19 protein-coding genes are annotated in these 19,472 nt (G+C 70.4%); 5 read left to right on the forward strand and 14 right to left on the reverse strand.

Annotated elements, in window-relative coordinates:
- Nucleotides 1–215: 215 nt before the first annotated feature.
- The 6 genes from WMF27_RS33555 to WMF27_RS33580 form a co-directional block, all read right to left on the reverse strand.
- Nucleotides 216–1,100, reverse strand: coding sequence for a beta-xylosidase (locus tag WMF27_RS33555; protein ID WP_437764789.1), 885 nt, complete (start codon nt 1,098–1,100; stop codon nt 216–218).
- Complete coding sequence (locus WMF27_RS33560) at nt 1,097–1,900, reverse strand: TIGR04290 family methyltransferase (RefSeq protein WP_437764788.1); 804 nt, start codon at nt 1,898–1,900, stop codon at nt 1,097–1,099. The genes WMF27_RS33555 and WMF27_RS33560 overlap by 4 nt, the downstream gene beginning before the upstream one ends.
- A gap of 11 nt (nt 1,901–1,911) precedes the next feature.
- On the reverse strand, nt 1,912–2,640 hold the full coding sequence (locus WMF27_RS33565; protein ID WP_437764787.1) for a sugar phosphate nucleotidyltransferase: 729 nt from the start codon (nt 2,638–2,640) through the stop codon (nt 1,912–1,914).
- Nucleotides 2,641–2,680: 40 nt separating this feature from the next.
- Nucleotides 2,681–3,760, reverse strand: a complete 1,080-nt coding sequence (locus WMF27_RS33570; protein ID WP_437764786.1) for a CgeB family protein — start codon at nt 3,758–3,760, stop codon at nt 2,681–2,683.
- Between the two features lie 17 nt (nt 3,761–3,777).
- Nucleotides 3,778–4,740: a DUF4202 family protein gene (locus tag WMF27_RS33575; RefSeq protein WP_437764785.1), complete on the reverse strand. Its 963-nt coding sequence runs from the start codon at nt 4,738–4,740 to the stop codon at nt 3,778–3,780.
- Between the two features lie 342 nt (nt 4,741–5,082).
- Nucleotides 5,083–6,678, reverse strand: coding sequence for an IgGFc-binding protein (locus WMF27_RS33580; protein ID WP_437764784.1), 1,596 nt, complete (start codon nt 6,676–6,678; stop codon nt 5,083–5,085).
- A 615-nt stretch (nt 6,679–7,293) separates the two neighbouring features.
- Here WMF27_RS33580 and WMF27_RS33585 point away from each other — a divergent pair.
- Nucleotides 7,294–8,427: an STAS domain-containing protein gene (locus tag WMF27_RS33585; protein WP_437764783.1), complete on the forward strand. Its 1,134-nt coding sequence runs from the start codon at nt 7,294–7,296 to the stop codon at nt 8,425–8,427.
- Between the two features lie 132 nt (nt 8,428–8,559).
- Nucleotides 8,560–9,021 carry a macro domain-containing protein gene (locus tag WMF27_RS33590; protein WP_437294573.1) on the forward strand — a complete coding sequence of 154 codons (462 nt, stop codon included), beginning with the start codon at nt 8,560–8,562 and terminating at the stop codon, nt 9,019–9,021.
- A gap of 73 nt (nt 9,022–9,094) precedes the next feature.
- Here the strand turns inward: WMF27_RS33590 and WMF27_RS33595 are convergent, their stop codons facing one another.
- The 3 genes from WMF27_RS33595 to WMF27_RS33605 form a co-directional block, all read right to left on the reverse strand.
- Nucleotides 9,095–9,325, reverse strand: a complete 231-nt coding sequence (locus tag WMF27_RS33595) for a VF530 family DNA-binding protein (protein WP_437764782.1) — start codon at nt 9,323–9,325, stop codon at nt 9,095–9,097.
- 110 nt (nt 9,326–9,435) lie between these two features.
- Nucleotides 9,436–9,882, reverse strand: a complete 447-nt coding sequence (locus WMF27_RS33600) for a DUF2147 domain-containing protein (protein ID WP_437764781.1) — start codon at nt 9,880–9,882, stop codon at nt 9,436–9,438.
- Nucleotides 9,883–10,371: 489 nt separating this feature from the next.
- Nucleotides 10,372–11,667: a trypsin-like serine protease gene (locus WMF27_RS33605; RefSeq protein ID WP_437764780.1), complete on the reverse strand. Its 1,296-nt coding sequence runs from the start codon at nt 11,665–11,667 to the stop codon at nt 10,372–10,374.
- 643 nt (nt 11,668–12,310) lie between these two features.
- Here WMF27_RS33605 and WMF27_RS33610 point away from each other — a divergent pair.
- Nucleotides 12,311–13,267 (forward strand): STAS domain-containing protein, encoded by a 957-nt coding sequence (locus WMF27_RS33610; protein ID WP_437764779.1) that lies wholly within the window; start codon nt 12,311–12,313, stop codon nt 13,265–13,267.
- Between the two features lie 167 nt (nt 13,268–13,434).
- Here the strand turns inward: WMF27_RS33610 and WMF27_RS33615 are convergent, their stop codons facing one another.
- The 3 genes from WMF27_RS33615 to WMF27_RS33625 form a co-directional block, all read right to left on the reverse strand.
- Entirely contained in the window at nt 13,435–14,703 is a 1,269-nt protein-coding gene (locus WMF27_RS33615) for an FG-GAP repeat domain-containing protein (RefSeq protein WP_437764778.1), read from the reverse strand.
- Nucleotides 14,704–14,759: 56 nt separating this feature from the next.
- Entirely contained in the window at nt 14,760–15,020 is a 261-nt protein-coding gene (locus tag WMF27_RS33620) for a hypothetical protein (RefSeq protein WP_437764777.1), read from the reverse strand.
- Nucleotides 15,021–15,734: 714 nt separating this feature from the next.
- Entirely contained in the window at nt 15,735–16,040 is a 306-nt protein-coding gene (locus WMF27_RS33625; RefSeq protein WP_437764776.1) for a hypothetical protein, read from the reverse strand.
- An 83-nt stretch (nt 16,041–16,123) separates the two neighbouring features.
- Between WMF27_RS33625 and WMF27_RS33630 the strand changes: the two genes are divergently transcribed.
- On the forward strand, nt 16,124–16,273 hold the full coding sequence (locus tag WMF27_RS33630; RefSeq protein WP_437764775.1) for a hypothetical protein: 150 nt from the start codon (nt 16,124–16,126) through the stop codon (nt 16,271–16,273).
- Between the two features lie 39 nt (nt 16,274–16,312).
- On the opposite strand, the gene WMF27_RS33635 is transcribed toward WMF27_RS33630, so the two are convergent.
- Complete coding sequence (locus tag WMF27_RS33635; protein WP_437764774.1) at nt 16,313–16,456, reverse strand: hypothetical protein; 144 nt, start codon at nt 16,454–16,456, stop codon at nt 16,313–16,315.
- Between the two features lie 299 nt (nt 16,457–16,755).
- Here WMF27_RS33635 and WMF27_RS33640 point away from each other — a divergent pair, with 299 nt between their 5' ends.
- Entirely contained in the window at nt 16,756–17,202 is a 447-nt protein-coding gene (locus WMF27_RS33640) for a YciI family protein (protein ID WP_437764773.1), read from the forward strand.
- 587 nt (nt 17,203–17,789) lie between these two features.
- On the opposite strand, the gene WMF27_RS33645 is transcribed toward WMF27_RS33640, so the two are convergent.
- Nucleotides 17,790–19,178, reverse strand: coding sequence for an IS1380 family transposase (locus WMF27_RS33645; RefSeq protein ID WP_437763081.1), 1,389 nt, complete (start codon nt 19,176–19,178; stop codon nt 17,790–17,792).
- Between the last annotated feature and the right edge of the window lie 294 nt (nt 19,179–19,472).

A 19,472-nucleotide genomic window follows, 5' to 3' on the forward strand; every position in this document is an offset into this window, starting at 1 on the left:
TGCTCCTCGGGTCTTCTCTTTCGCTTCGGCGTGCTCGCGACGTGGGACATGAGCCACCTGGAGCGCATGCGGCCAGGTCGTCCTGGCGCAAAACGCAGCGATCTCCACACTACCAAACGGCGACGCGGCGCGCCACACGGCGCGTAAAGCGCGTACAGACGAGCAGACGCGTACCCGCCCCTCGGCTCTTTGCGCGTGTTACGCATTGCGTCGTCTCATGCGTAGCGCCGCGTCATCCGCGCGCAGAAGTCGGCGAACTCCTCGATCTGCTGCGGAGGGCTCGTGTGGTGGGGCCGGACGCCGGCGTGCTCGGGGGTGAAGCAGTAGGTCAGGGTCACCTCGAACGGCTCGAGCGCCTTCATTTGCCGGTCGAACCAGGCCTCCGCGCCGGGGCGGAAGCTGTCGGCCCAGCTGAGGCCCGTGCGGAGATGGCGCACCCCGAGATCCTTCAGCCACGCCACCGCGTCGTCGAGCCGGTGGTCGTCGAAGTGGAACCACTGGCACAGACCGAATTCAGGGGTGTACTCCGGGAAGAGCCGGAGCGCGCGCTTGGGCGTCCCGTCCTCGCGGAGCAGGCCCATGTAGAAATGCCGGTAATACGACGAGCCCTCGGCCTCCCGGTGCCGGGTCGTCGCCGGCCACGCGCGCGGCAGATCGTAGAGGCTGTACCAGTGGATCCGCTCGACCTTGCCGCGGAGCAGCTCGGCGCTCCGCCGGAGACCGAACTCCTGCACCTCCTCGGCGCCGAACGTGGAGACGCCGATCTCGGTGATCCAGAGCGGCCTGTCGGTCACCAGGCGGATCTCCTCGAGCTTGGCGGGCCACTCGTGGATCTGCCAGTGATTCCAGTCGAGCGGGAAGCCGTGCACCGCGACCACGTCGACGTGCTCGAGCACGCCCTGCCGCCCCATGTTGGCGATGAACCCCGGATCGATCGGCGAGATGCCGCCCAGCACCCGCAGCAGCCAGTGGCGCTCGCTCCGGATCGCGTCCGCGGCGAGCTTCACCATGGTTCCATAGGTCGTCCACTCGGGATCGATCTCGAAATCCCAGTGCGACCTGTTGTTGGGCTCGTTCCAGAGCATCACCGCCTCGATCACGCGTGCTCTCCCTTCACGAAGGCTCGCCTCGCCGGGTAGACGGCGCCAGGCGGGCGACCGGAGGCCCTCTCGCGCCGGCGGCAGAGGTAGACCTCGGGCTCGGGGTGGTTCACGATCTCGAAGCCGGCGCTCCGCAGCATCGCCTCCGCGCAAGCCCGGTTGGGCACCCACCAGTTGGTCGGGTCGTGCGCATAGCTGTGCTCCACGAAATGGAGCCTGGGATAACCGGCCTCGTCGAAGATCTCCTCCTCGGAGAAGGGGAAATCTTCCTCCAGCGGCGCCACCTCCGCGCTGCCGCGCTGCATGCTCTGGAAGATCAGCGTGTGTCCGACCACGTGCTCGTGGAGCAGATCGAGCGCCAGGAGCGGGTGGCGGAGGTGGTACAGGACGCCCAGGAAGAGCACGAGATCGAAGCGCTCTCCGAGGCCGCCGACGTCGTACACGGAGAGGTTCCGGAACTCGATGTCCGCCCCGGAGACCTCCGCGGCGAAGCGCGCCTGCGCCAGGTAGTCCTCGTCGCTGTCGATCCCGAGGACGCGCGCCGCCCCGCGCCGCTTCATCTCGAGCGAGTAGAAGCCGGCGTTGCAGCCGATGTCGAGGACCGTCTTGCCCGTGAGATCCGCCGGGACGGCGTCGGCGAAGCCCCTCCATTTGAACGCGGGGTAATCCCCGAGGAAATGGTCGGGCGCCGTCTTCACCCCGCGGAGATCGAGGTTGTGGAACCACGGCCCGAGCCGGCGCACGCGCTCCTGGATCTGCTCCCGCGTCCACGTCGCCGCTCCCTCGACGCACCTCTCCATGGCTCCTCCCTTCACGCGGCGGCGCGACTGAGGAGCTGGATGGCCTCGTGGTAGCCGTGCAGCGTCCCCACGTCGACATAGGCCTCTCCGGCCCGCACGGCGCGCGCGCTGCCGCCGCGGGCGAGGTACTCGTTCACCAGCGTCCCGATGTACGGGTCCTCCCGCCCGCGCTCGCGCCAGAGGTCGTGGAGCGCTCGCATCACCGCCCCCGTGAGCCTGAAGGCGCCCCAGACCCACCGCGAGCGCGCGTCGCGCTGCTTGACCTGGATCTCGAGCACCCGGCCCTCCTCGTCGGTGACGACCGCGTCGAAGAGCTCCGGATGCTCGACCGGAAAGAGCAGGAACGAGAGCCCCCCGACGCCGAGCGAGCAGAGCCCGTGCTCCGGGAACCACACCGTGTCGGGGAGCCCCACGAGCACGTCCTCCTCCGGCCGGATCCAGGGGAGCGACCGGAAGATGGCGTCGCAGAGCCCGGCGGCGGCCGGCTGCACCACATAACAGATGTGCGCCGGGCCGACGCTCGCGCCGTAGTACTCGACGATATCCGACTTGCCCGGCGAGATCACCATGCAGAGCCGGGTCGCGCCGGCGAGCACCATCCGGTCGATGAGGTACTCGCTGACCGCGCGCGGCCGCTCCACGTCGCCGTCCCTGCGCGTCCCCACCGGGAGCAGCTCCTTCGAGAACGCGAGCGGCTGGATCCTGCTGCCCAGGCCCGCCGCCGGAATCACTCCCCACATCGCGCCGTCCCTCCGTTCGATGAGCCGACCTCGGCTCCGTTCAATGAGCCGAGACCGACTCGAGAATGGCCACGAGCTCCGCCGCGCGGCGCGCGGCGCTGTGCTCCGCGAGCACCCGCTCCCGCGCCGCGCGGGCGATGGCGGCGATCTCGCCCTCCGGGAGCGAGAGCGCCGCGACCGCGTCGTCCGCGGTCGCCGCCACGAGGATCTCCCTCCCCGGCGTGAAGAACCGGTCGAGCCCCTCCCACCCGTCGCTCAGGATCGGCGTCCCGCAGGCGGCGGCCTCGAAGAGCCTCCCGGAAGGGCAATAGCCCATCGCCGCCATCGCCCCCCGCGTCACGTTGAGCGTCAGCCGCGAGGAGCAATAGAACGCCGGGTGATCCGGCGGCGCCACGTGGCGCAGGTAATAGACGTTGTCGCCGTTCTGCGCCCACGGGAAGTCCTCGGGGTAGAGCGAGCCCCCGATGACGAACCGCCGCTCGGGCAGCCTCCTCGCCGCCTCGAGGAAGAGGCGGGAGAGCGCCGCCTGCCGGTCGGCGGCGTACGTGCCGAGGTACGAGAGATCCCCGCGGAAGCCGTCCCGCGGCGGGACCGGGCGGTGCACCGCCGGGTCCGCGCTGCCGTAGAGCGGGAACACCCGCCGGGCGCCGAGCTTCGCCTTTAGCTGATCGAGCGCCGCGCCGCCGGTGTAGCTGAGCACGCAATCGAAATCGGCGAGGCCTCGAGGGCCGATGTAGCCGACCGGCTGTCCGGCCTGGATGCGATCCAGCGTCACCGGCGTGTCGAGATCGTAGAAGACCTTGAGCGCGCCGGACTCGAGGACCACGTCGGTCGCGGGGCCGCCGTCGGGGCAGTACGACGTGACCATCGCCGCGTCGGCGTCGCGGACGGCGCGCCTGGCCTCGGGAAGGACGTCCTCGAACGAGGTGTAGAGCCGGAGCGTGTTGCCGTGCGAGAGCGCGCTCAGATCCCGGTGCGCGGCGTAATACGGGACGTCGCGCTCGAAGAAGGTGACGCGGTGCCCGGCCCGCCCGAGGGCGGAGACGACGCCGCGCCACAGCGTGGCGTGGCCATTGCCCCAGGAGGAGCTGATCGTCAGACCGAAGATGACGAGCCTCATGGCGGAGCGGACCTCCTCTATGCCTGCATCGCCGGCGCCGGCGCCGGCGGCCTGCCCGGCTCGCCGAGGATCATCGCTTCCACCTCGGGGCGGCAGCGGATCCGCGGCAAGAGCGCCCTTGCCTCGGGCCGGAGGCGGCGGAGCGTGTACGCCACCTTGGCGCGGGTGTGCTCGGGCCCGTAGCAGTCGAGGAACCCGGCGCTGTTCAGCGAGAAGAACGAGAGCGCGTCGGCGTCGTTGAGCAAGGCGAGCTCGGCGTCGTCCCCCGGCCGCTCGTGCGACGCCACCAGGGCGCCGATCCGGTCGAGGACCTCCGGCCCGAGCCCGACGCCGGCGAGCGCGGCGCGCGTCAGGGCGGCCCCGCGCCGCGCGTGCTCGTCCTTGAACGCCTGGTAGTCCGGGGCGCGGTGCTCTCTCCGGACGTCCGCCTCGGAGACGAGCCGCTCCACGTCGTGAAAGAGCGCCGCCACCTGGACGGCGACGCCGGCGCGCGGATCGAGGCGGAGCATCCATTGCCAGACGTCGAGCGCATGATCGTGGTCGGCGCGGACGAGCGGCCTGTCGAGATCGTGGAGCTCCCGGTGCCGCCCGAGGACCCGGTCGAACACCTCGGTCGCGGAGGCGGGGTTCCTCCTGCGGAGGAAGCGCTGGCACCGTGTGAGGACCTCGTAGGCGGCGCGCGCGGCGCCCGCTCGCTCGAGCCCGTCGAGCCGGAGGTCGAAGAGGCCGCCGGCGTCGAGCGCGTGAAGGCGGGTGTCGAGCGCCCAGAGGTCGAGCGCCGACGCGCGCCACGCGCGGGCGTCGATGACGGCGTGGTGCGCCCTCCCGGACGGGCCGGGCGCGCCGCTCTCCACCTCCACGCCGGGGAACTCCCTGGAGAGCGCCGCCCTGTCCCACGGGGAGAGGAGCGGCGTCCCGCAGGCCGATGGCCCATCGCTGCTCGAAGGGGGGCCGTCAATGAGGATGAGGCGCTTGAGCATGAGCGTGCGCTCTCCGGTCAACCACCGGGATGGAGCTCGACATGGCTGCCGCGCGCGGCTGCCGCGGACGAACCGGGATCGCAGGTGGGAACCTATCGCCGCGGTACTCACCGCACCATCGCGGAAATTCCGTAGAGCAACGTCGGGAAAGAAATGAGCGCGAGACGTGGGATCGCCGTAGTCGAGCCGGCCGCGGCTATCTCCTCGGCGGGCCGCCCCGGGCCCCGGCGTCCGCTCCGCGGCCGCCCTGGCGCGACCGCCGTACCTGGTCCGCCTGGGCTGTGCGCGCGCCGCCCAAGGTCGCCCGGGCGTGGCCACCGCCCCTGATACCCCACCTCCCGCTCACTGCGGAGGCTCAGGAGGGATGACGACGGGGTTGATCGCTCGAACGCTCGCGCCGGCCGGGTAAGCGTAGCTGTTGTGGTTGAAGGGCGGCTCCGACCCCCAGCCCCACACGGTCACGCTGAACGGGCCATCGCTGTACGCCTCGTGTTTGCCGTTGCTGCACCCCTCCTGGCTCTGAAAGTTGTTCCGCACGAGATCGCGCCAGGTCACCTCGTACTGCCCTTCGCTGTCCACGGGCGTCCACCCCGAGAGCGCCCCGGCGCAGTCGAGCACGACGTCGTGGAACACGCCGTCAGCGCCCTTCTTGCGCACGAACACGAGGTTCGTCTCCGGGTAGGTCGGGTCCGTGAAGAAGAGATACCGCGACAGGTACTGCCCCGCCGGGACCACGTTGACGAACTCGGGATCCCCGGCATTCTGGAACGCCGCGCCGCCCGTCATGTACGTCGAGACGTAGAACGGGTGCTCGTCATCCTGGCTCCTGACGACGAACGGCGTGCCGGACCGGACAACGAAGCTCTTCCCCCTGTCCACCGTGGCCTGGGCGCCAGGCGGCGGCGCTGGATCCCACGAGAGGGTCGTGCCGTCGACGGCCCCGGTGATGCGCGTCGGAGGCGCCTCGTCCTGACCCTGCACGCGGCTTCTGTAACGCGCATAGACGTACTCGCTGCCGAGCGCGCGCACCGGCGGGATCTGCTCGTGCGCGCTGTCGGCGTACCCCTGATCGATGTTGATGCCGGTCTGCTCCGCCCACACCCCGATCGGCTTGTTCGCGCTGATGACGCTGCCGAGCAGGTCCTCTTGCTGCTCGAGCCTGAGCACTTGCCCCTTGCGGAGCGCGAAGCGCGCCGGCTGGCCCTTCGGCGCGGCGGGGACGCCCTTCCCTGCCTGGATGTCCACGGTCGGGTTGATGACGACGTCCGTGTCGTCGGACGAGGCGACGATCGACAACGCCGGTGGCCCCTCGTTCTCGCCGAAGGGCCACGGCGTGATGGCGATGTAATTGGTGTCCCATGTCGACGTGGGCAGGAGCATCGTGGCGTCGGCGATCGCGGAGGAGCCGCCGCCGAACGGCATGATGTCGTAGACGACGATCGGGACCGACGCGACGAGGCGGAGCGCCGTGGCGGTGTTGTCGGTGCTCCACGCCGGGTCGTTCCACGCCGAGGCGGCCGGATCCATCTCGGCCACCTCGACGGGGTAGCCGCAGCCGGAGACGTCGCCGCGCATGAAGGGGTCGCCTCGCAGAAACACGATCCCCACCTCGCCCGGCTGGATCGTCCCCCCTGCGCCGATGGGCGTCAGGGCGAGGCCCGGCCCGCTGCCCTCGGGCGTATACGTGTACTTCGAGAGATCGATCGTCTCGCCGCCGACGTCGCCCTCCAGGGAGACCGGTCCGCTCCACGTGTTGGCGACGAAGAGGGTATAACATTCTCCCGACGCCGCCGGGACGTGGGCGAAGAACTCGCACCCGACGGAGCTCTTGGCGGCGGCCGCCGCGTCGCACGCCGCGATGCACGCGCCGTCCGAACATCCCTCCGAGGGCCCGCACGCCTTCACCAGCTGGCCGTTGCAGTCCACGATGGAGTGCATGTCCGCCGAGCACACCGGCGGCACGCTGCCGCAGTTCGATCCCGCACCTGCCGAGTCGACGAGGGAGCCGAAGCCACCGATCCCCGAGTCAGGCCCTCTGCCGCCGCTCCCGCCGCCGCCACCCCCGCTACCGCCGCCGGTCCCTCCTGGAGGGGTCGTCGCTGCGGCTTGCTCGGGTTGGCTGCAGCCAACGATCATGGCGACCGCGGCGACGCACAGCGCTGCATCGCAGATCCCTCGATGTCGAGGCGCCCGGGTCGCTCCAGATCTCGCGGCTGCCCGGATGACGATCACTCGGCGTCGCAAGGCTGCTCGCGTCTGGATTTCTACCGGGCAAGAAACTTCTTTTCGCAGGGAGAGATAGCGCAGGTCCATCCATCAGGTATGCGAAATCGCGACGTACGCAACGACAGAGAGCAGCCTCCGCCTCGGCGCTCTTCCCTATGGCGGCGGATCGAGCAGGGCAAGGCGGTATGTTTCCAGTCGACGCGGGGGCTGGCCCAGGAGGACGGCCGCGCGGCGAGTGTACCTGCCGCCGTCGTCGGTCGAATTTATGAGGAGCATCACACGGCGAACCGGCGCCCATTGCGCGCCGCAGCCCGGTAAGCGAGTGTGATGCCGATGCAGCTTGCGCAGCGCCTGGCCGGGCTTGAGCTGTCGGCCATCCCCGTGTGGGTCGTCGACGTGGACCGCTCGCGGGTCTGCTGGGTGAACGAGGCCGGCCTGGACCTGTGGAGGGCGCAGGATCGCGACGAGCTGTTTGCGCGCGATTTCTCGGCGGTGCCTGCGCCGATCCGGACGCGCTTCCAGGCCCTCGCCGCGCAGCTGCGCGAGGGGGGCGTCGTGCGCGAGAGCTGGACCTTCTACCCGCGCGGGGTGCCAGTGACGGTGACGCTCCACTCCTCGAGCATCGAGCTCGACGATGGGCGATTCGCGATCTTGAGCCAGGCGCTTCCCAGGGAGGGAGCGCCTGAGCCGGAGCTCGTCCGAGGCATCGAGGCGCTGCGCCACACCTCCGTGATGATCGCGTTCGTCGACCCGAGCGGAGACCTCCTGATGCAGAACCCGGCGGCGCTGCGGGCGTTCGGCCGCACCAGGACGTGGAGCGCCTGGCTGGGTGAGCCCGGCGAGGCGGACGCGATGCTCGGGGCGGCGCTGGACGGCGACATCGTGACGCGAGAGCTGCTCGTCCGCACCGTGGATGGGGAGCGCCTGCACGCGATCGAGGGGCGAGCGGTGCGTGATCCCGTGACGGGCGCCCTGGGGGTCCTGTTCCACCACACGGACGAGACGGCGCGGATAGGCGCGGAGCGCTCCGCCGAGGAGCGCGGCCGCCTGCTGGACGAGCTGAACGCGACGCTGGCGCTCGTCGAGCAGCAGCGCGGTGAGATCCTCGCCCTCTCCGCGCCCATCCTGGACGTGGGCGAGCGCGCGCTGGCGCTGCCGATCATCGGGGCGCTGAACCGAGAGCGGAGCGCCGAGATCGCGGCGCGGCTCCTGCCTGCGATCGCCGGCAGCGGGGTCGACCGCGTGATACTCGACATGACCGGCGCCGCGGCGCTCGACGACGCCGGCGCCAGGCACCTGATCGAGATGGTACGCGCCATCCGGCTGCTCGGCGCGTCCGCCATGATCACGGGCATCCAGCCCGCGCTGGCCCGCGCCCTGGTGGCGTCGGGCTTTGACGGGACCGGCATCACCCTCGTCGGCTCCCTCGCCCAGGGCCTCTCGCGTTCCAGAAAGCGGTGAGCCGGGGCTACCGTCGTGCTCCGGCCGGGCGTCCGGCGGCGCCCTGGCTCGCGCTCGATCGCGACGGCGACGGCGACATCCGGGATGGAGGCGAGCTACGAAGCGGACCGCGGCAGTGCTAGGGTGCCCCCCGTGCCGACGATCTTCACCAAGGGCGATCTCCTCAACACCCCGGATCTCCACGCGTACGCGCACGGCGTGAGCTGCGTGGGCACGATGGACACGGGGATCTCCGTGACGTTCAAGAAGCGCTGGCCGGGCCTGCTCCCGGCGTTCGAGCAGCGGAGCGCCGAGCGGAAGCTCCAGCTCGGGGAGGCCTTCGTCTGGAGCGAGGGCGGCGACACCGTGTACACCCTCGCGATCCAGGAGAACGCGACGAAGAGGCCCTCGCTCGCCGCGCTCGAGCGCTCGCTCGCCGCGATGGTGACGCACGCCGCCGGGGCGGGGATCGCGCGGATCGGCGTACCGCGCGTGGGCGCCGGCAAGACCGGCCTCGAATGGCTGCGCGTCAAGAGCATCCTCGTCAAGGTCGCCACCGACAAGCCGGTCACGCTCGTTGTCTACGAGCAGTTCGTGCGCGCCCCGGGCGCCTGACCCCGGCGTCGGGGGAAGCGCTGCGCCCCCGCGGCATCGAGACCGGGGCTCGGCGTGCGATCGAGCGGGCCGGTCACGGGCTGGGCTTGGCTTTGTCCCGCAGGTAGAGGGCCTCCACCTGCTGCCGGGCCCACGGGGTCCGTCGCAGGAAGTGCAGGCTCGATTTGATGCTGGGATCGTACTTGAAGCAGCGAATGTCGATCATGCGTCCGAGCTGCTCCCAGCCATGCTGCGCGACCAGGTGCTCGAGGATCATCTGGAGCGTGATACCGTGGAGCGGATTGTCGGGCTGGGGCTGAGTCATATCCATGCTCGGGGGGCGACCGCCCCGCAGGGCCGGCGTGAGCCCGCGGTGTAGCACGCCGCGCGGCGGCCGCCGCGCGCCGCGGTCGACGATTGGCGGACGAGAAGCTGTTACTTCTTCAGCCAGGTCTGGGTCCTGCCGAGGAGGGAGATGCCCAGGAAGCCGCGCACCTTCAGCTTCTTCCCGCCCTCGATCGCCTCGAGCTTGCAGCTATAGGTCTCGCCGTTGTTCGGATCCAGGATCGTACCGTCATCGTACTCGTCGTCATCGCGGACCATGTTCCTGATGATGACGAGCCCCAGAATGGGCTTGTTCTTGTCGGCGCCCTCGCAGGCGGTGCAGATCTTCGGCTTCCCTTTCTCGTCGAGCGGCTGCTTCAGGCTCACGATCTTGCCGAAGATCTTCCCGCCCCTCTCGTAAATCTCGACCACCGACTGCTCGACCCCCTTCTCATCGATCGTCCGCCACTGGCCGGTCACAGGGAGAGGATCCGCGAGCGCGACCGACGTGGCGAGGGAGCAACCCAGGGCGGCAAAAAGAGCCAAGAACCTCTTCATGTCGTCATAACTCCTTTCATCGTTCTGCGAAGCCACGGCGTTCGGCCCTGGCGTGGTGCTTGATTCGCATGTCGGTGCGCGCCGCTGAGCGCGACATGCCTCGGATGGCGGATGGGGCGCCTCGCCGTTGGTTCATCGGGCCGGAGGGAGCGGCGGCGGGAGGCAGGGCTCTGGTCAGAGGGGGAGCCGAACGGTCGACAGGGCTCCCCTCGCAGCAGCCCTGCGGCGCGGTGGACGTCATTTTACCCCCGAGGGTACCGAGCGGGCTCGTGGAGCGCAACGGCACCGTGCGGCGGCGCGCCGGGGCGTTCGCCGCGCCGGACGCCGTGTCCACGATGGTAAGCTAGCCCATGTTGGGGCTCGATCCGCGGGGGGCGTACCGAGCAAGGCCCGCGAGCGCGCGCCGACTTGGCCTCGCGCGGCCGGCGTGGGGAGGATCCGGCGCTCGCCTCGCGACGCGAGAGCGCTGGCCGCTCCGCGCGCTCGCTCCTACAAGCGCTCGATGAGGAAGCTCCGGGTCTGGTCGTCGAAGCTCTGGGGGGCGAGGTTCGCGTCTGCCGTGAAGACGCGCGACTCGGCCGAGTAGCGCCAGAGCCCGTTGTAGAGCGTCAGCTTGAAGCCGGAGGGGACGCGGACGGAGCTGACCCTCTGGTCCCATGGGGTGCTGTAAAAGAGGCCGGAGCCGACGCCGTAGATAACCGATTGGCCCGAGAAGCTGGCGTGCTCGTAGAAGGTGACCACGTCGAGCTGCGGGTCCGAGGCGTTCGAGACGACGATGCTCGAGATCCCGTCGTTGAAGCCCGCGGCCACGAGATCCGTGTCCGAGGTGAAGACGCGCGCCTCGCCCCCGAAATCGGCGTGGATGAAGGCCGTGACCCGGAGCCCGGCGGGGACCCTGATGGCGCTCGCGCGGTTGTCTCCGATGATCGTCATGTCCGGCAGGTCGTAGCGGCCGATCCCGAAGCCCTGCGAGACGCCGGAGAAGTTCGAGAGATCGTGGAGCACGACCTGGTTGCTGGGGTGGACGGTGGGGCCGCCGGCGATCGTGGCGTCGATCCACGCGCGGTGGCGCGCGACGTCGACGCCGAGCTGCCTCGCGTGCAGGTTCGTGCCGTCCTGCCCGTTCACGCCCGAGAACACGGCGACCTGACGCCCATCGACGAACCACGGGCCGCCGGAGTCGCCGTTCCAGCCCGAGCCCGTCACGCCCGTCGCCAGGAGCTCCTCGGCGGAGTACCAGCTGTCGATGTGGAGGGTCGCCTTCTTGAGCGACGGCGCCATCACCAGCGGCGTGCCCTCGCTCCCCCAGCCGTAGGCCGTCGCGTCGCTGCCAATCGCGACCGACGTCGCCTCGGCCAGCTGGACGACCGGGCCGCTGGCGTCCTCGGTCAGGTGGAGCAGCGCGATGTCGGCGGCGGCCGAGGGCACCTCGACGGCGTCGACCGCGATGCGCTGGCCCGCGAGGTACGTGTTGCTGCCGACGCGCACCGCCGAGGTCTCGCCCTCGTCCGCGATGCAGTGCTGCGCGGTGAGCACCCAGCGCGCCGCGACGAGGGTGCCGGTGCACTGGAAGAAATCGCCGGTGCTCCCGCGCACGTCGAAGACCTGGACGGCCCAGGGGCTCGCCTCGGCGACCTCGCCGCCGACGATCGCGGACGAATGCAACCCCAATGCATCGAGCGGCTCGTCCGACGCGCCTTCAAGCGAGCAGCCCGCGGAGAGGCCGAGCGCGGCGCCCGCGCACACCGCGAGACCAAGCCGATGACCAAGTTCTTTCTTCTTCATTCTGCCTCCACATCATGATTCTGTTCGGACGATCGTTCGCTCCGAGGGAGTCCGCCTCCGCCAGGAGCCAGCGTTCGCCAGCGATCAACGTGACGGGGCCTGTGATTGCGGCGCGCCAGGCTCGGCGATGGCGTCTCCGAGCAGACCCATGGGGCACCGGGCCGAAACCGGTGAAGGGGCAGCCGGAGCGGCAGGCCCGGAGACGGGCGTACGAAATCCGCCCGTGACGGCTCAAGAATCGCGGCCAGAGTATGCTGCGCTACCCGGAGCGGCGCCAGCCGGCGATCTGGAACGGCCGCGTTCGAGGCGTGGAACGAGGCGGCATCCCGCCGCACCTCGCCCGCGCCGCGAGGTGACGCTGCGGGCGACGTCGAGCGGAAGCGTCGGCGCGCGCGGCTCGCGAATCCACGGCCTCCGTCCCACGCGCAGAACGCGAACGCGACGTACCAGTCCAGGAGGAGGTCGTGGAGGAGGGAACGGACAGCCGTCCATCGAATAGGAGTTTGCGGGACTACGCCTGAGCAGCAGCGGCGGCGAGGTCGCGCAAGCTCGCCGCCGGGCGCAGCCGTGGCCGCACTCGAGACTCATTGAACCGAGGGGATGTGGGCTGTCGGCGCTCTACCGCGCCGGCGACGCCGTCGCCGTGATCTCCGAGGAGGCGCCGCCGCTCGACAGGACAGCGGAGCTCCTGGTGAACGAGGTCGGCTACGTGATCAGCTGGATCGGGCTCGTGGACCACGAGCGCGGCGTGCTCGCCTCCCGCGCCGGGCTCGGCAGGAACTTCGGAGTCGATCTCTACCTCTTGCTCCCGCTGGACAACCCCCGGAGCGCGGCGGTCGCAGCGTTCCATCAGGGCCATCCGGTGGTGCGCCACGATCTCGGCGAGCGCTGCGAGGCCGAAGGCTGGGGTGAGGCCGCCGCGGGCGCCGGCCTGCGGACCGGGGTGTACGTGCCCCTCCGCGCGGGCGGAGAGGCGCTCGGGGTGCTGGGCGTCGGCAGCTCGGACGAGCGCATGACCGAGGACGAGGTCGCGCTCATCGCCGCGTTCGGGAACCAGCTCGCCGCCGCGATCCTCCGGGCGCGGAGGGACCGGGAGCGGACCGAGCAGCTCGCGCAGCTCGCGCAGGCCTACGACCGCCAGGCGCGGCTGCTCGAGGTCGTGCGCGAGCTCTCGACGCCCGTCATCCCGGTCCACGACGGGATCCTGGTGCTGCCGCTCGTGGGCACGGTCGACTCGAACCGGAGCGCGCAGATCATGGGCTCGCTGCTCTCCGCGATCGAGCGCGAGCAGGCCTCGGTCGTCCTCATCGACGTCACCGGCGTCCCGATGGTGGACACGGGCGTCGCCGACCATCTGCTCCGGGCCGTCCGCGCGGCGTCGCTGCTCGGCGCCGAGGTCGTGCTCGTCGGCATCGCGCCCACGGTCGCGCAGATCATCGTGCAGCTCGGCGTGGACCTGAGCGGCGTGACCCCCCGCGGCGATCTCCAGGCGGGAATCGCCCACGCCCTGCGGCGGCGGGGCCTGGAGATCCGCCCGCTCCAGGCCGCCGCGGCGGCGCCGCCCGGCGCCGGCGGAGACAGGCTCCGCAAGGTCCGGTGAAGCGCTCGCGAGAGGAGACGGCCTCCACAACGCGGATCAGGTGGACGCCGAGCGCATCTCGCTGCCAGGGAGCGAGCACGGATACCGCTGAGCGCGAGCTCGCCTCGGTCGCTTCGCAAGTTTCGCGCCGGTGGGAGGCCGTCTTGGATCGGCGCGAGGATTACGCCCTAGCGTTGTAGGAAGACGAAAGCGCCCTTCTTGTTCGAGATGACGATGTCCGGCCGGCCGTCTCCGTTGCCGTCCGCGACCGTGAGCTGGGTGCCTACCCCCGAATCGTCGTCGATGAGAACGGGCTGGAAGTCGATGCGTTCCGCCGCTCGCGCCTGCTCGAACCAGTAGAGCCGGGCCGGCGCGTCGAAGTCCGGCATGCCGGCAGGCACATGACCCCAGAAGCGCTCGCCGCTCACGAGGTCCTGGAGCCGGTCACCGTCGATGTCGGCGTGAGCGAGCGCGTGCGGCTCGTGCATGAACACGCTCGACGCGGCATCGGGCGGGGTCCCCGGAACGACGACGTGCTCCACGAACGCGGTGCCGGCCGCGTTCGGAACCTGCTCGAACCAGGAGAGCCCGTAGCCGTGAGCGGCCAGCGTGGTCGCTATGTCCGCGTCCCCGTCGCCGTCCACGTCGATTACCGGCATCTGCGCTCCCCCGGCACCGAACGGCTGCTCGACGCGCGTGAACGGCAAGCCGTCGGGCGACTCTGGGCTCCGCGTGAAGTAGCCGCTCGCCTCGACCAAATCGCTTGCGCCGTCCCCGTTGACGTCGCCTGCACCGAGGCCGTGCGTGAACGCGCCGTACCCCCGATTCTCGGTGAGCGCCCGGAAGACCCACGGCTCGGTCGGGTCCACGCCGGGCGACGACGTTCCGAGCACGCCCCCCGACATGTGCACGAGCTCGGGCACGCCGTCGCCGGTGATGTCGGCGAACAGGGGCGACTCGTTGTCGATCGGCCACGGCAGCGTGTCGTGACGAGCCCAGAGCGCGTCGCCGTCGCGCGGGTTCTGGTACCAAGCCGCGGGCACCCCCGGAAAGCCGACGACGAGGACGTCGGTGAACCCGTCGTGGTCGAAGTCGTGGGGGAACTCGAAAAAGCAATCCGAGTAGCCGTGTGGATCGAAGGCTTTCCTCGGCCACACGGGATGGCTCGTGCCATACCCCGGACCCTCGTACCAATCCGGGCCCGCGATGACATCCGTCACCCCGTCGTGATTGAAGTCCGCAAAGCTCGCCCCCTCGCAGTAGAACTCGCGGTGCAGCGTGATCTTCACGAAGCGCGCGTCGAGGGCGGCCTCACGCGGGAGCGGTGGGCGCGCGGTGACGGTGCCCGCGGGCGGCGCGTCGGAGCCCGCGTCGACGGGCGCGCGCGAGGATTCGGCCGCGCAGGCGATGACCAAGGCGAGCGGTGTGCAGCACAAGAACCCCATTCTCGAAGCCATCTCCGAGCGCTTAGCAGGTTCTTGCACCACGGACCGTGGTCGGGGCCGACGGCGCTTCATGCAGCGCTTACGGTCGACGCCTTGGATCGGCGCGCGAACGCGGGCAGGGCGTCGCGCCGCGGGCCGATCTCCTCGCGCCACGCGGCGATCTCGATCTCCATCTCCTCGGCGGTCGTGAGCCAGCCGTGCCATGCGAGCCATTCGCCGTTGCGCCGATCGCGCTCGCCGGCGCCGCGCAGCGCCGGAGGCGGGAGCGGCGCCTCGGCGATCGCGGCGCGAGCCCGCACCGACGTGCGCGGCCAGAGCCAGGCGAGCATGTCCCACGCCAGCTCGGCGTGCCGGCGCTCGTCGATCGCGACGCGTTCGAGCGCCTCTCGTCGTCCATCGCGGACCGCGCGCGATCGACGAGCGCCTCGGGTGCGCCCAGGCCCGAGAGCACGCCCGCGAGGCGCTCGAACGCGACGATCGACGAGTGCTCCGCGAGCGCCGCCCGAAGCCACCGATCCGAGAGCGCGCCCCGCCGGCCGGGGTCCGCCTCGGGGATGGTCGCGACGGGGTCGATCCAGTCCGAGCTGGGGCGGGCGTCCGCGACGAGCGGCGCGCCATCTACGCGGAGCGGCCGCCCTTTCTTGACCTCGGGCGGAAGCTCTAGAAGGACCAGCGGGTGCACGACTCGGGCGGCAGCGTGCAGGACCACGTGCGCGAGGACGGTCGTTGCGCCTGCGTCGCGCGGGGAGGGCGAGAGCGTGTGACGGTGCCCTTCGAGCTCGATCACGGCGACCTCCGAGCAGACCTGCTCCGCGTGGTGCGCGGCCGCCCGGTACGGCCCTCCTCCATCGCCGTTCACCGGAGCGCGCACCCCCGGCGTGAGGTCGACCTCGCCGGTCGCCCCGCGCCGGTGGCCGGTGCGATCCACGACGGCGATCCCGATCGCCAGCGTGCGGTCATCGAGCATCCGGGGCGAAGCTGCCGGATCGGTCGAGGTGGGGCTCTCCGCGAGCGCCTCGATCGATCGTTCGAGCAGCGCGCGTTCATCGGCGTCGATCGGGAGATGACAGCCCACGCGACTCCAGGAGGCGCGTCGCCGCTGCATCGAGCGCACGCGTCCGCCCCGCCTCGCACGCGCGCCGAGCGCCCTCCAGCGCGCCTCCGAGCGCTGCCGCCACGGCGAGCACGTGCAGCGCGCGCGCGCCGAGCGCGAGCAGGATCGCGGACACCACGACGGCCAACGCGCAGCCACCGGCGCAGCCGCCGACCATTCGATCCGACGCCTCCGACCACCAGACGAGGCGCCGCCAGAGATCGGCGTCCGAGGGGGAACGTCGCGAGAGCGTCATGCAGACACGATGGTACGACACGCGATCGCCGCGCAGTTCACCCGCAGGCTGTGGAGTGAAGGCGGCCGCTTCGATGGCTCGCCGTGACCAATCCGTCGCGTCGGGCTGCGGTGGTCGCCTCGCTCGCCAGCCCCCTGAGCCGCGCCGTCGCCCTCGGAGATGAGGTGGCGACGCGGGTCCTTCACGAGGCGATCGGTCGGCTGCTCGGGTTGCCGGTGGCGCCGGAGGGGTGAGCAAGCTTGGACCAAACGCCGCAGCGCACCTCGCCCACGTTATCGGTCGGAGGGCGGCGTCGCCGAAAGCAGCGCGCGCACCCGGCGGCCGCGCAGCCCGAGCCCTCCCCAGAGGAACGCGGCGACGTAGATCGAGAAGAGCGTGTGGCCGAACATAGACCCCCCGCGGGCATCAGGAATCATCGGTCGCCTCCAGAAAAAATCGCGGGCCTGGCCGGCTCCGCTCCCCGGCCCGTGGCGACCCCGGAGAGCAGCCGGGGCCGCCCTGCCGGCCCCGGGACGATGAGCTCCCCGTCCGGGTCCACCGTCCAGCTCCGCCCGCCAGAAGAAAACCTCGTGACTACGAAGCCTTAGGTGTAATTCAAAAAAGATCGCCCCGCGTGTCGATCGCGTGGTCGCCCGTTCGTCGTGACGATGGAGACAGGGGCCGGGCGGTCGACGCCGCCGGGGCGCTCCTCTTCGAACCGGAAGGAAACTCGACGATGCGATTCATGATCACCGCGGCACGGGCGACCGACGACGCGAAGCACGACGCACAGGCAGCGGCGGATGCGCCCCCGGACGAGGCGCTGTTCGCCGCGTACATGACATACAACGAAGACATGCAGAAGGCCGGCGTGCTGGTCGCGTCCGAGGGCCTCAATCCCGCCGGGGTGCGCGCGCGCGTCGGGATTTCGGGGGGGAAGCGCGTCCTGCTCGACGGGCCCTTCGCTGAGTCGAAGGAGCTCGTCGGCGGCTTCTACCTGATCGAGGTGGGCTCGAAGGAAGAGGCGATCGCCTGGGCGCTGCGCTGCCCCGTCGGGCTCGGGAGCGCCGAGGTGCTCACGATCCACCAGATGACGGAGCTCTCGGACATCCCGCCGCGGTTCAGGGAGATCATCGCCGAGGTGGCGCCGACGTGGAGCGTGTCCTTCTCGAGGGCGCAGTAGGCCGGGCGACGAAGCGCCGGTGCATTGGCCACGTGTCTGTCGATTCAGCGCGCGGTCCCGCGGAAGGGGTGGCCAGGCGTCACTTTCAGCCCCGCGCGGCATCTCCGGTCATCAATGGCCAAGCCGGCCCGACCACGACCGACAGAGACCCCGGGAGAAACGGGCGCGCCGACGAATTACCGGGAGGTCTACCCCATCGTCCGTCGGCGGCGGTCCACGTCCCTCGTCGGCACGAGCGCCCCTTGGGGACGTGCCGCGGAACAGGGCGTCGTAGAGTGCGTGGGCGTCGGCTTGGATGTACCCCGAGAAGCCGCGGAACATCTCGCAGACCGCAGCGCTGGTGTGCTTGGGCTGGTACTCGCAAAAGACGTGATCCTTGTCCGCGAGTGGGGAGAGACGGCGCTTCATGCAGCGCTTACGGAGAACTGAGCGTGGATTTCGCGCCCACGGGGCACGAGTGGGCCGACGGCGACGCGCGAGCGGCGTTCCACCGACGAATGCGACGTCGATTACAATCGGGCGCGCTCAGCGCGCCGCGAAGGCACACGTCCCCCTTACCCCCACCATGAATTCGGCTGGTTCCGGGCTCAATTGAGCCGGCGAGCGAGCTGCGAGCGCTCCGGCACGTGCAGCTTCGTGCCCCGACTCGAGCGGGCCAACCTTCCAGGGACGAGGATCAGCGCGCGCCGCAGCCACGGCGTTCGCCAGCTCGCGAGGTGCGGAACATGGTCGAGCACATACCGGCGCATCAGGTTGGCGGTCAGCAGCTTCAGCAGCAGCGCGGCATGATTGGCGTTGAAGCTCTGGCTCGGCACGCGACCGCATCCCCAGCCGTGCTTGAGATCGCCGATGAGCGGCTCGATGCCCGCGCGCAGGTCATACCGCGCCGCGACGTCTTCGGGCGCTTCGACCGGCTCGTTGGTCAAGAAGACCTGCACCGTGTAGTCGAGGCCTTCCCAGAGGTAGATCTGCTTGCCGTTGTCCCGATCGCGTGTGCGTACGGCGATCACGCGGACTCCATTCGGCCAACCGCTGCGCCGGAAGGGGACCTCGGTCACCTGCCGTCGAGGACGACCGTCGGCATCCCGGTCGACGGTACGCCATCCGGTGGCGTACGCGACCCTGCCCACCAGATCGGGGCTCATCCGCGCCTTGGTCAGGAAGAAGCATCCCTTCGCGGCGACGGCGTGCATCAAGGCGCTGCAATCCCCCGCGCCGTCGATCCGCACGTAGATGGCCGCGCTCGGCGCTGCGGCGCGCGCCCGGTCAATGCACTCCTCGACGAAGGGCACATCGACTTCGCCGAAGCTCGTGTCGCCCGGTCGCAGCTTGGCCCCGACGATGGCCTCGACCTCGGCGATGCGCGCCAGGATCGGATGATAGCTCGGCCTTCCGCGATAGCGTGGGTTCGGGCCCGGCAGTGCCCCCTCTTGCATCCCGAAGAGCGGCTCCACGGTCGTGTCGACGTCGATGTGCACGAACCGGTGCTTTCGGCGAGCAACGAGGGCGAGCCCGTGGTCGACGACCATGCTGTGCAGCGCGTCGAGCGCCTCCTCATCGAACCGGCACAGGTCCCGGTAGACGGTGTCGATGCTCGGGACGACGCCGCCTGCGAGACGCACGAAGAGCGGATCGACGGCGAGCGCCTCGAGGCCGAAGACGCGCTCCTCGCCGGCGAGCGCGCTGTCCATCAGCAGGCGCATCTGCGCAGCCATCGGGTAGATGACCGTGCGGCCGGTCTTCAGCCGGGAGAACCTGCGGCTCAGGGCCGCGTCGATGCCGAGCTCGCGGATGAAGGCGCCGAAGGGGCCAAGCCCTGCGACGCCCGTCAGGTTCTTCTCCGTGGGCTCGACGTGAATCCCGGCAGGATCTGGCCGCCGGATTCGCCCCGGGTGCCACCCGTCGCCTTTCCTCTTGAACCCGAACTCGCGTCGACGCACCTTGGAGGTGCTCGGCGTGTGCCTTCGTTTGGTCATAGCAACCCGGACGGGTCGCCACGCCGAGCCTTTCTTTCAAGGACTTCCGTTTACGACGACGGATTTCTCACGCCTCAGATCGGCTTCGTAGGCGCGAAATCCACGCTGAGGCCGCCGGCCGCGATGGTCGTGCTTTCTTGTGTTCCAAATCACATAATAACGGTCTGGGCCGATGGGCGTTCGATTTTTCTCCCCCGCATTTTTTTCAGCGATGAGTTTCCTCGGGCAGCGGGGTCTATGGGGTACAGCCGGTCGCGATCATGACGCCGGCTGTCGCCGGGGACGGCGGCGGCG

It is taken from the genome of Sorangium sp. So ce281, from assembly GCF_051527395.1.
GTDB classification, from domain to species: domain Bacteria; phylum Myxococcota_A; class Polyangia; order Polyangiales; family Polyangiaceae; genus Sorangium; species Sorangium cellulosum_B.

What these genes read in the sequence shown, in the direction of transcription:
- WMF27_RS33560 (WP_437764788.1), bottom strand. Translation starts at nt 1,900, where the DNA reads ATGGAGAGGTGCGTCGAGGGAGCGGCGACGTGGACGCGGGAGCAGATC.
- WMF27_RS33565 (WP_437764787.1), bottom strand. Translation starts at nt 2,640, where the DNA reads ATGTGGGGAGTGATTCCGGCGGCGGGCCTGGGCAGCAGGATCCAGCCG.
- WMF27_RS33570 (WP_437764786.1), bottom strand. Translation starts at nt 3,760, where the DNA reads ATGAGGCTCGTCATCTTCGGTCTGACGATCAGCTCCTCCTGGGGCAAT.
- WMF27_RS33575 (WP_437764785.1), bottom strand. Translation starts at nt 4,740, where the DNA reads ATGCTCAAGCGCCTCATCCTCATTGACGGCCCCCCTTCGAGCAGCGAT.
- WMF27_RS33580 (WP_437764784.1), bottom strand. Translation starts at nt 6,678, where the DNA reads ATGCACTCCATCGTGGACTGCAACGGCCAGCTGGTGAAGGCGTGCGGG.
- WMF27_RS33585 (WP_437764783.1), top strand. Translation starts at nt 7,294, where the DNA reads ATGCCGATGCAGCTTGCGCAGCGCCTGGCCGGGCTTGAGCTGTCGGCC.
- WMF27_RS33595 (WP_437764782.1), bottom strand. Translation starts at nt 9,325, where the DNA reads ATGACTCAGCCCCAGCCCGACAATCCGCTCCACGGTATCACGCTCCAG.
- WMF27_RS33600 (WP_437764781.1), bottom strand. Translation starts at nt 9,882, where the DNA reads ATGAAGAGGTTCTTGGCTCTTTTTGCCGCCCTGGGTTGCTCCCTCGCC.
- WMF27_RS33605 (WP_437764780.1), bottom strand. Translation starts at nt 11,667, where the DNA reads ATGAAGAAGAAAGAACTTGGTCATCGGCTTGGTCTCGCGGTGTGCGCG.
- WMF27_RS33615 (WP_437764778.1), bottom strand. Translation starts at nt 14,703, where the DNA reads ATGGCTTCGAGAATGGGGTTCTTGTGCTGCACACCGCTCGCCTTGGTC.
- WMF27_RS33620 (WP_437764777.1), bottom strand. Translation starts at nt 15,020, where the DNA reads ATGCTCGCCTGGCTCTGGCCGCGCACGTCGGTGCGGGCTCGCGCCGCG.
- WMF27_RS33625 (WP_437764776.1), bottom strand. Translation starts at nt 16,040, where the DNA reads ATGACGCTCTCGCGACGTTCCCCCTCGGACGCCGATCTCTGGCGGCGC.
- WMF27_RS33635 (WP_437764774.1), bottom strand. Translation starts at nt 16,456, where the DNA reads ATGATTCCTGATGCCCGCGGGGGGTCTATGTTCGGCCACACGCTCTTC.
- WMF27_RS33640 (WP_437764773.1), top strand. Translation starts at nt 16,756, where the DNA reads ATGCGATTCATGATCACCGCGGCACGGGCGACCGACGACGCGAAGCAC.
- WMF27_RS33645 (WP_437763081.1), bottom strand. Translation starts at nt 19,178, where the DNA reads ATGACCAAACGAAGGCACACGCCGAGCACCTCCAAGGTGCGTCGACGC.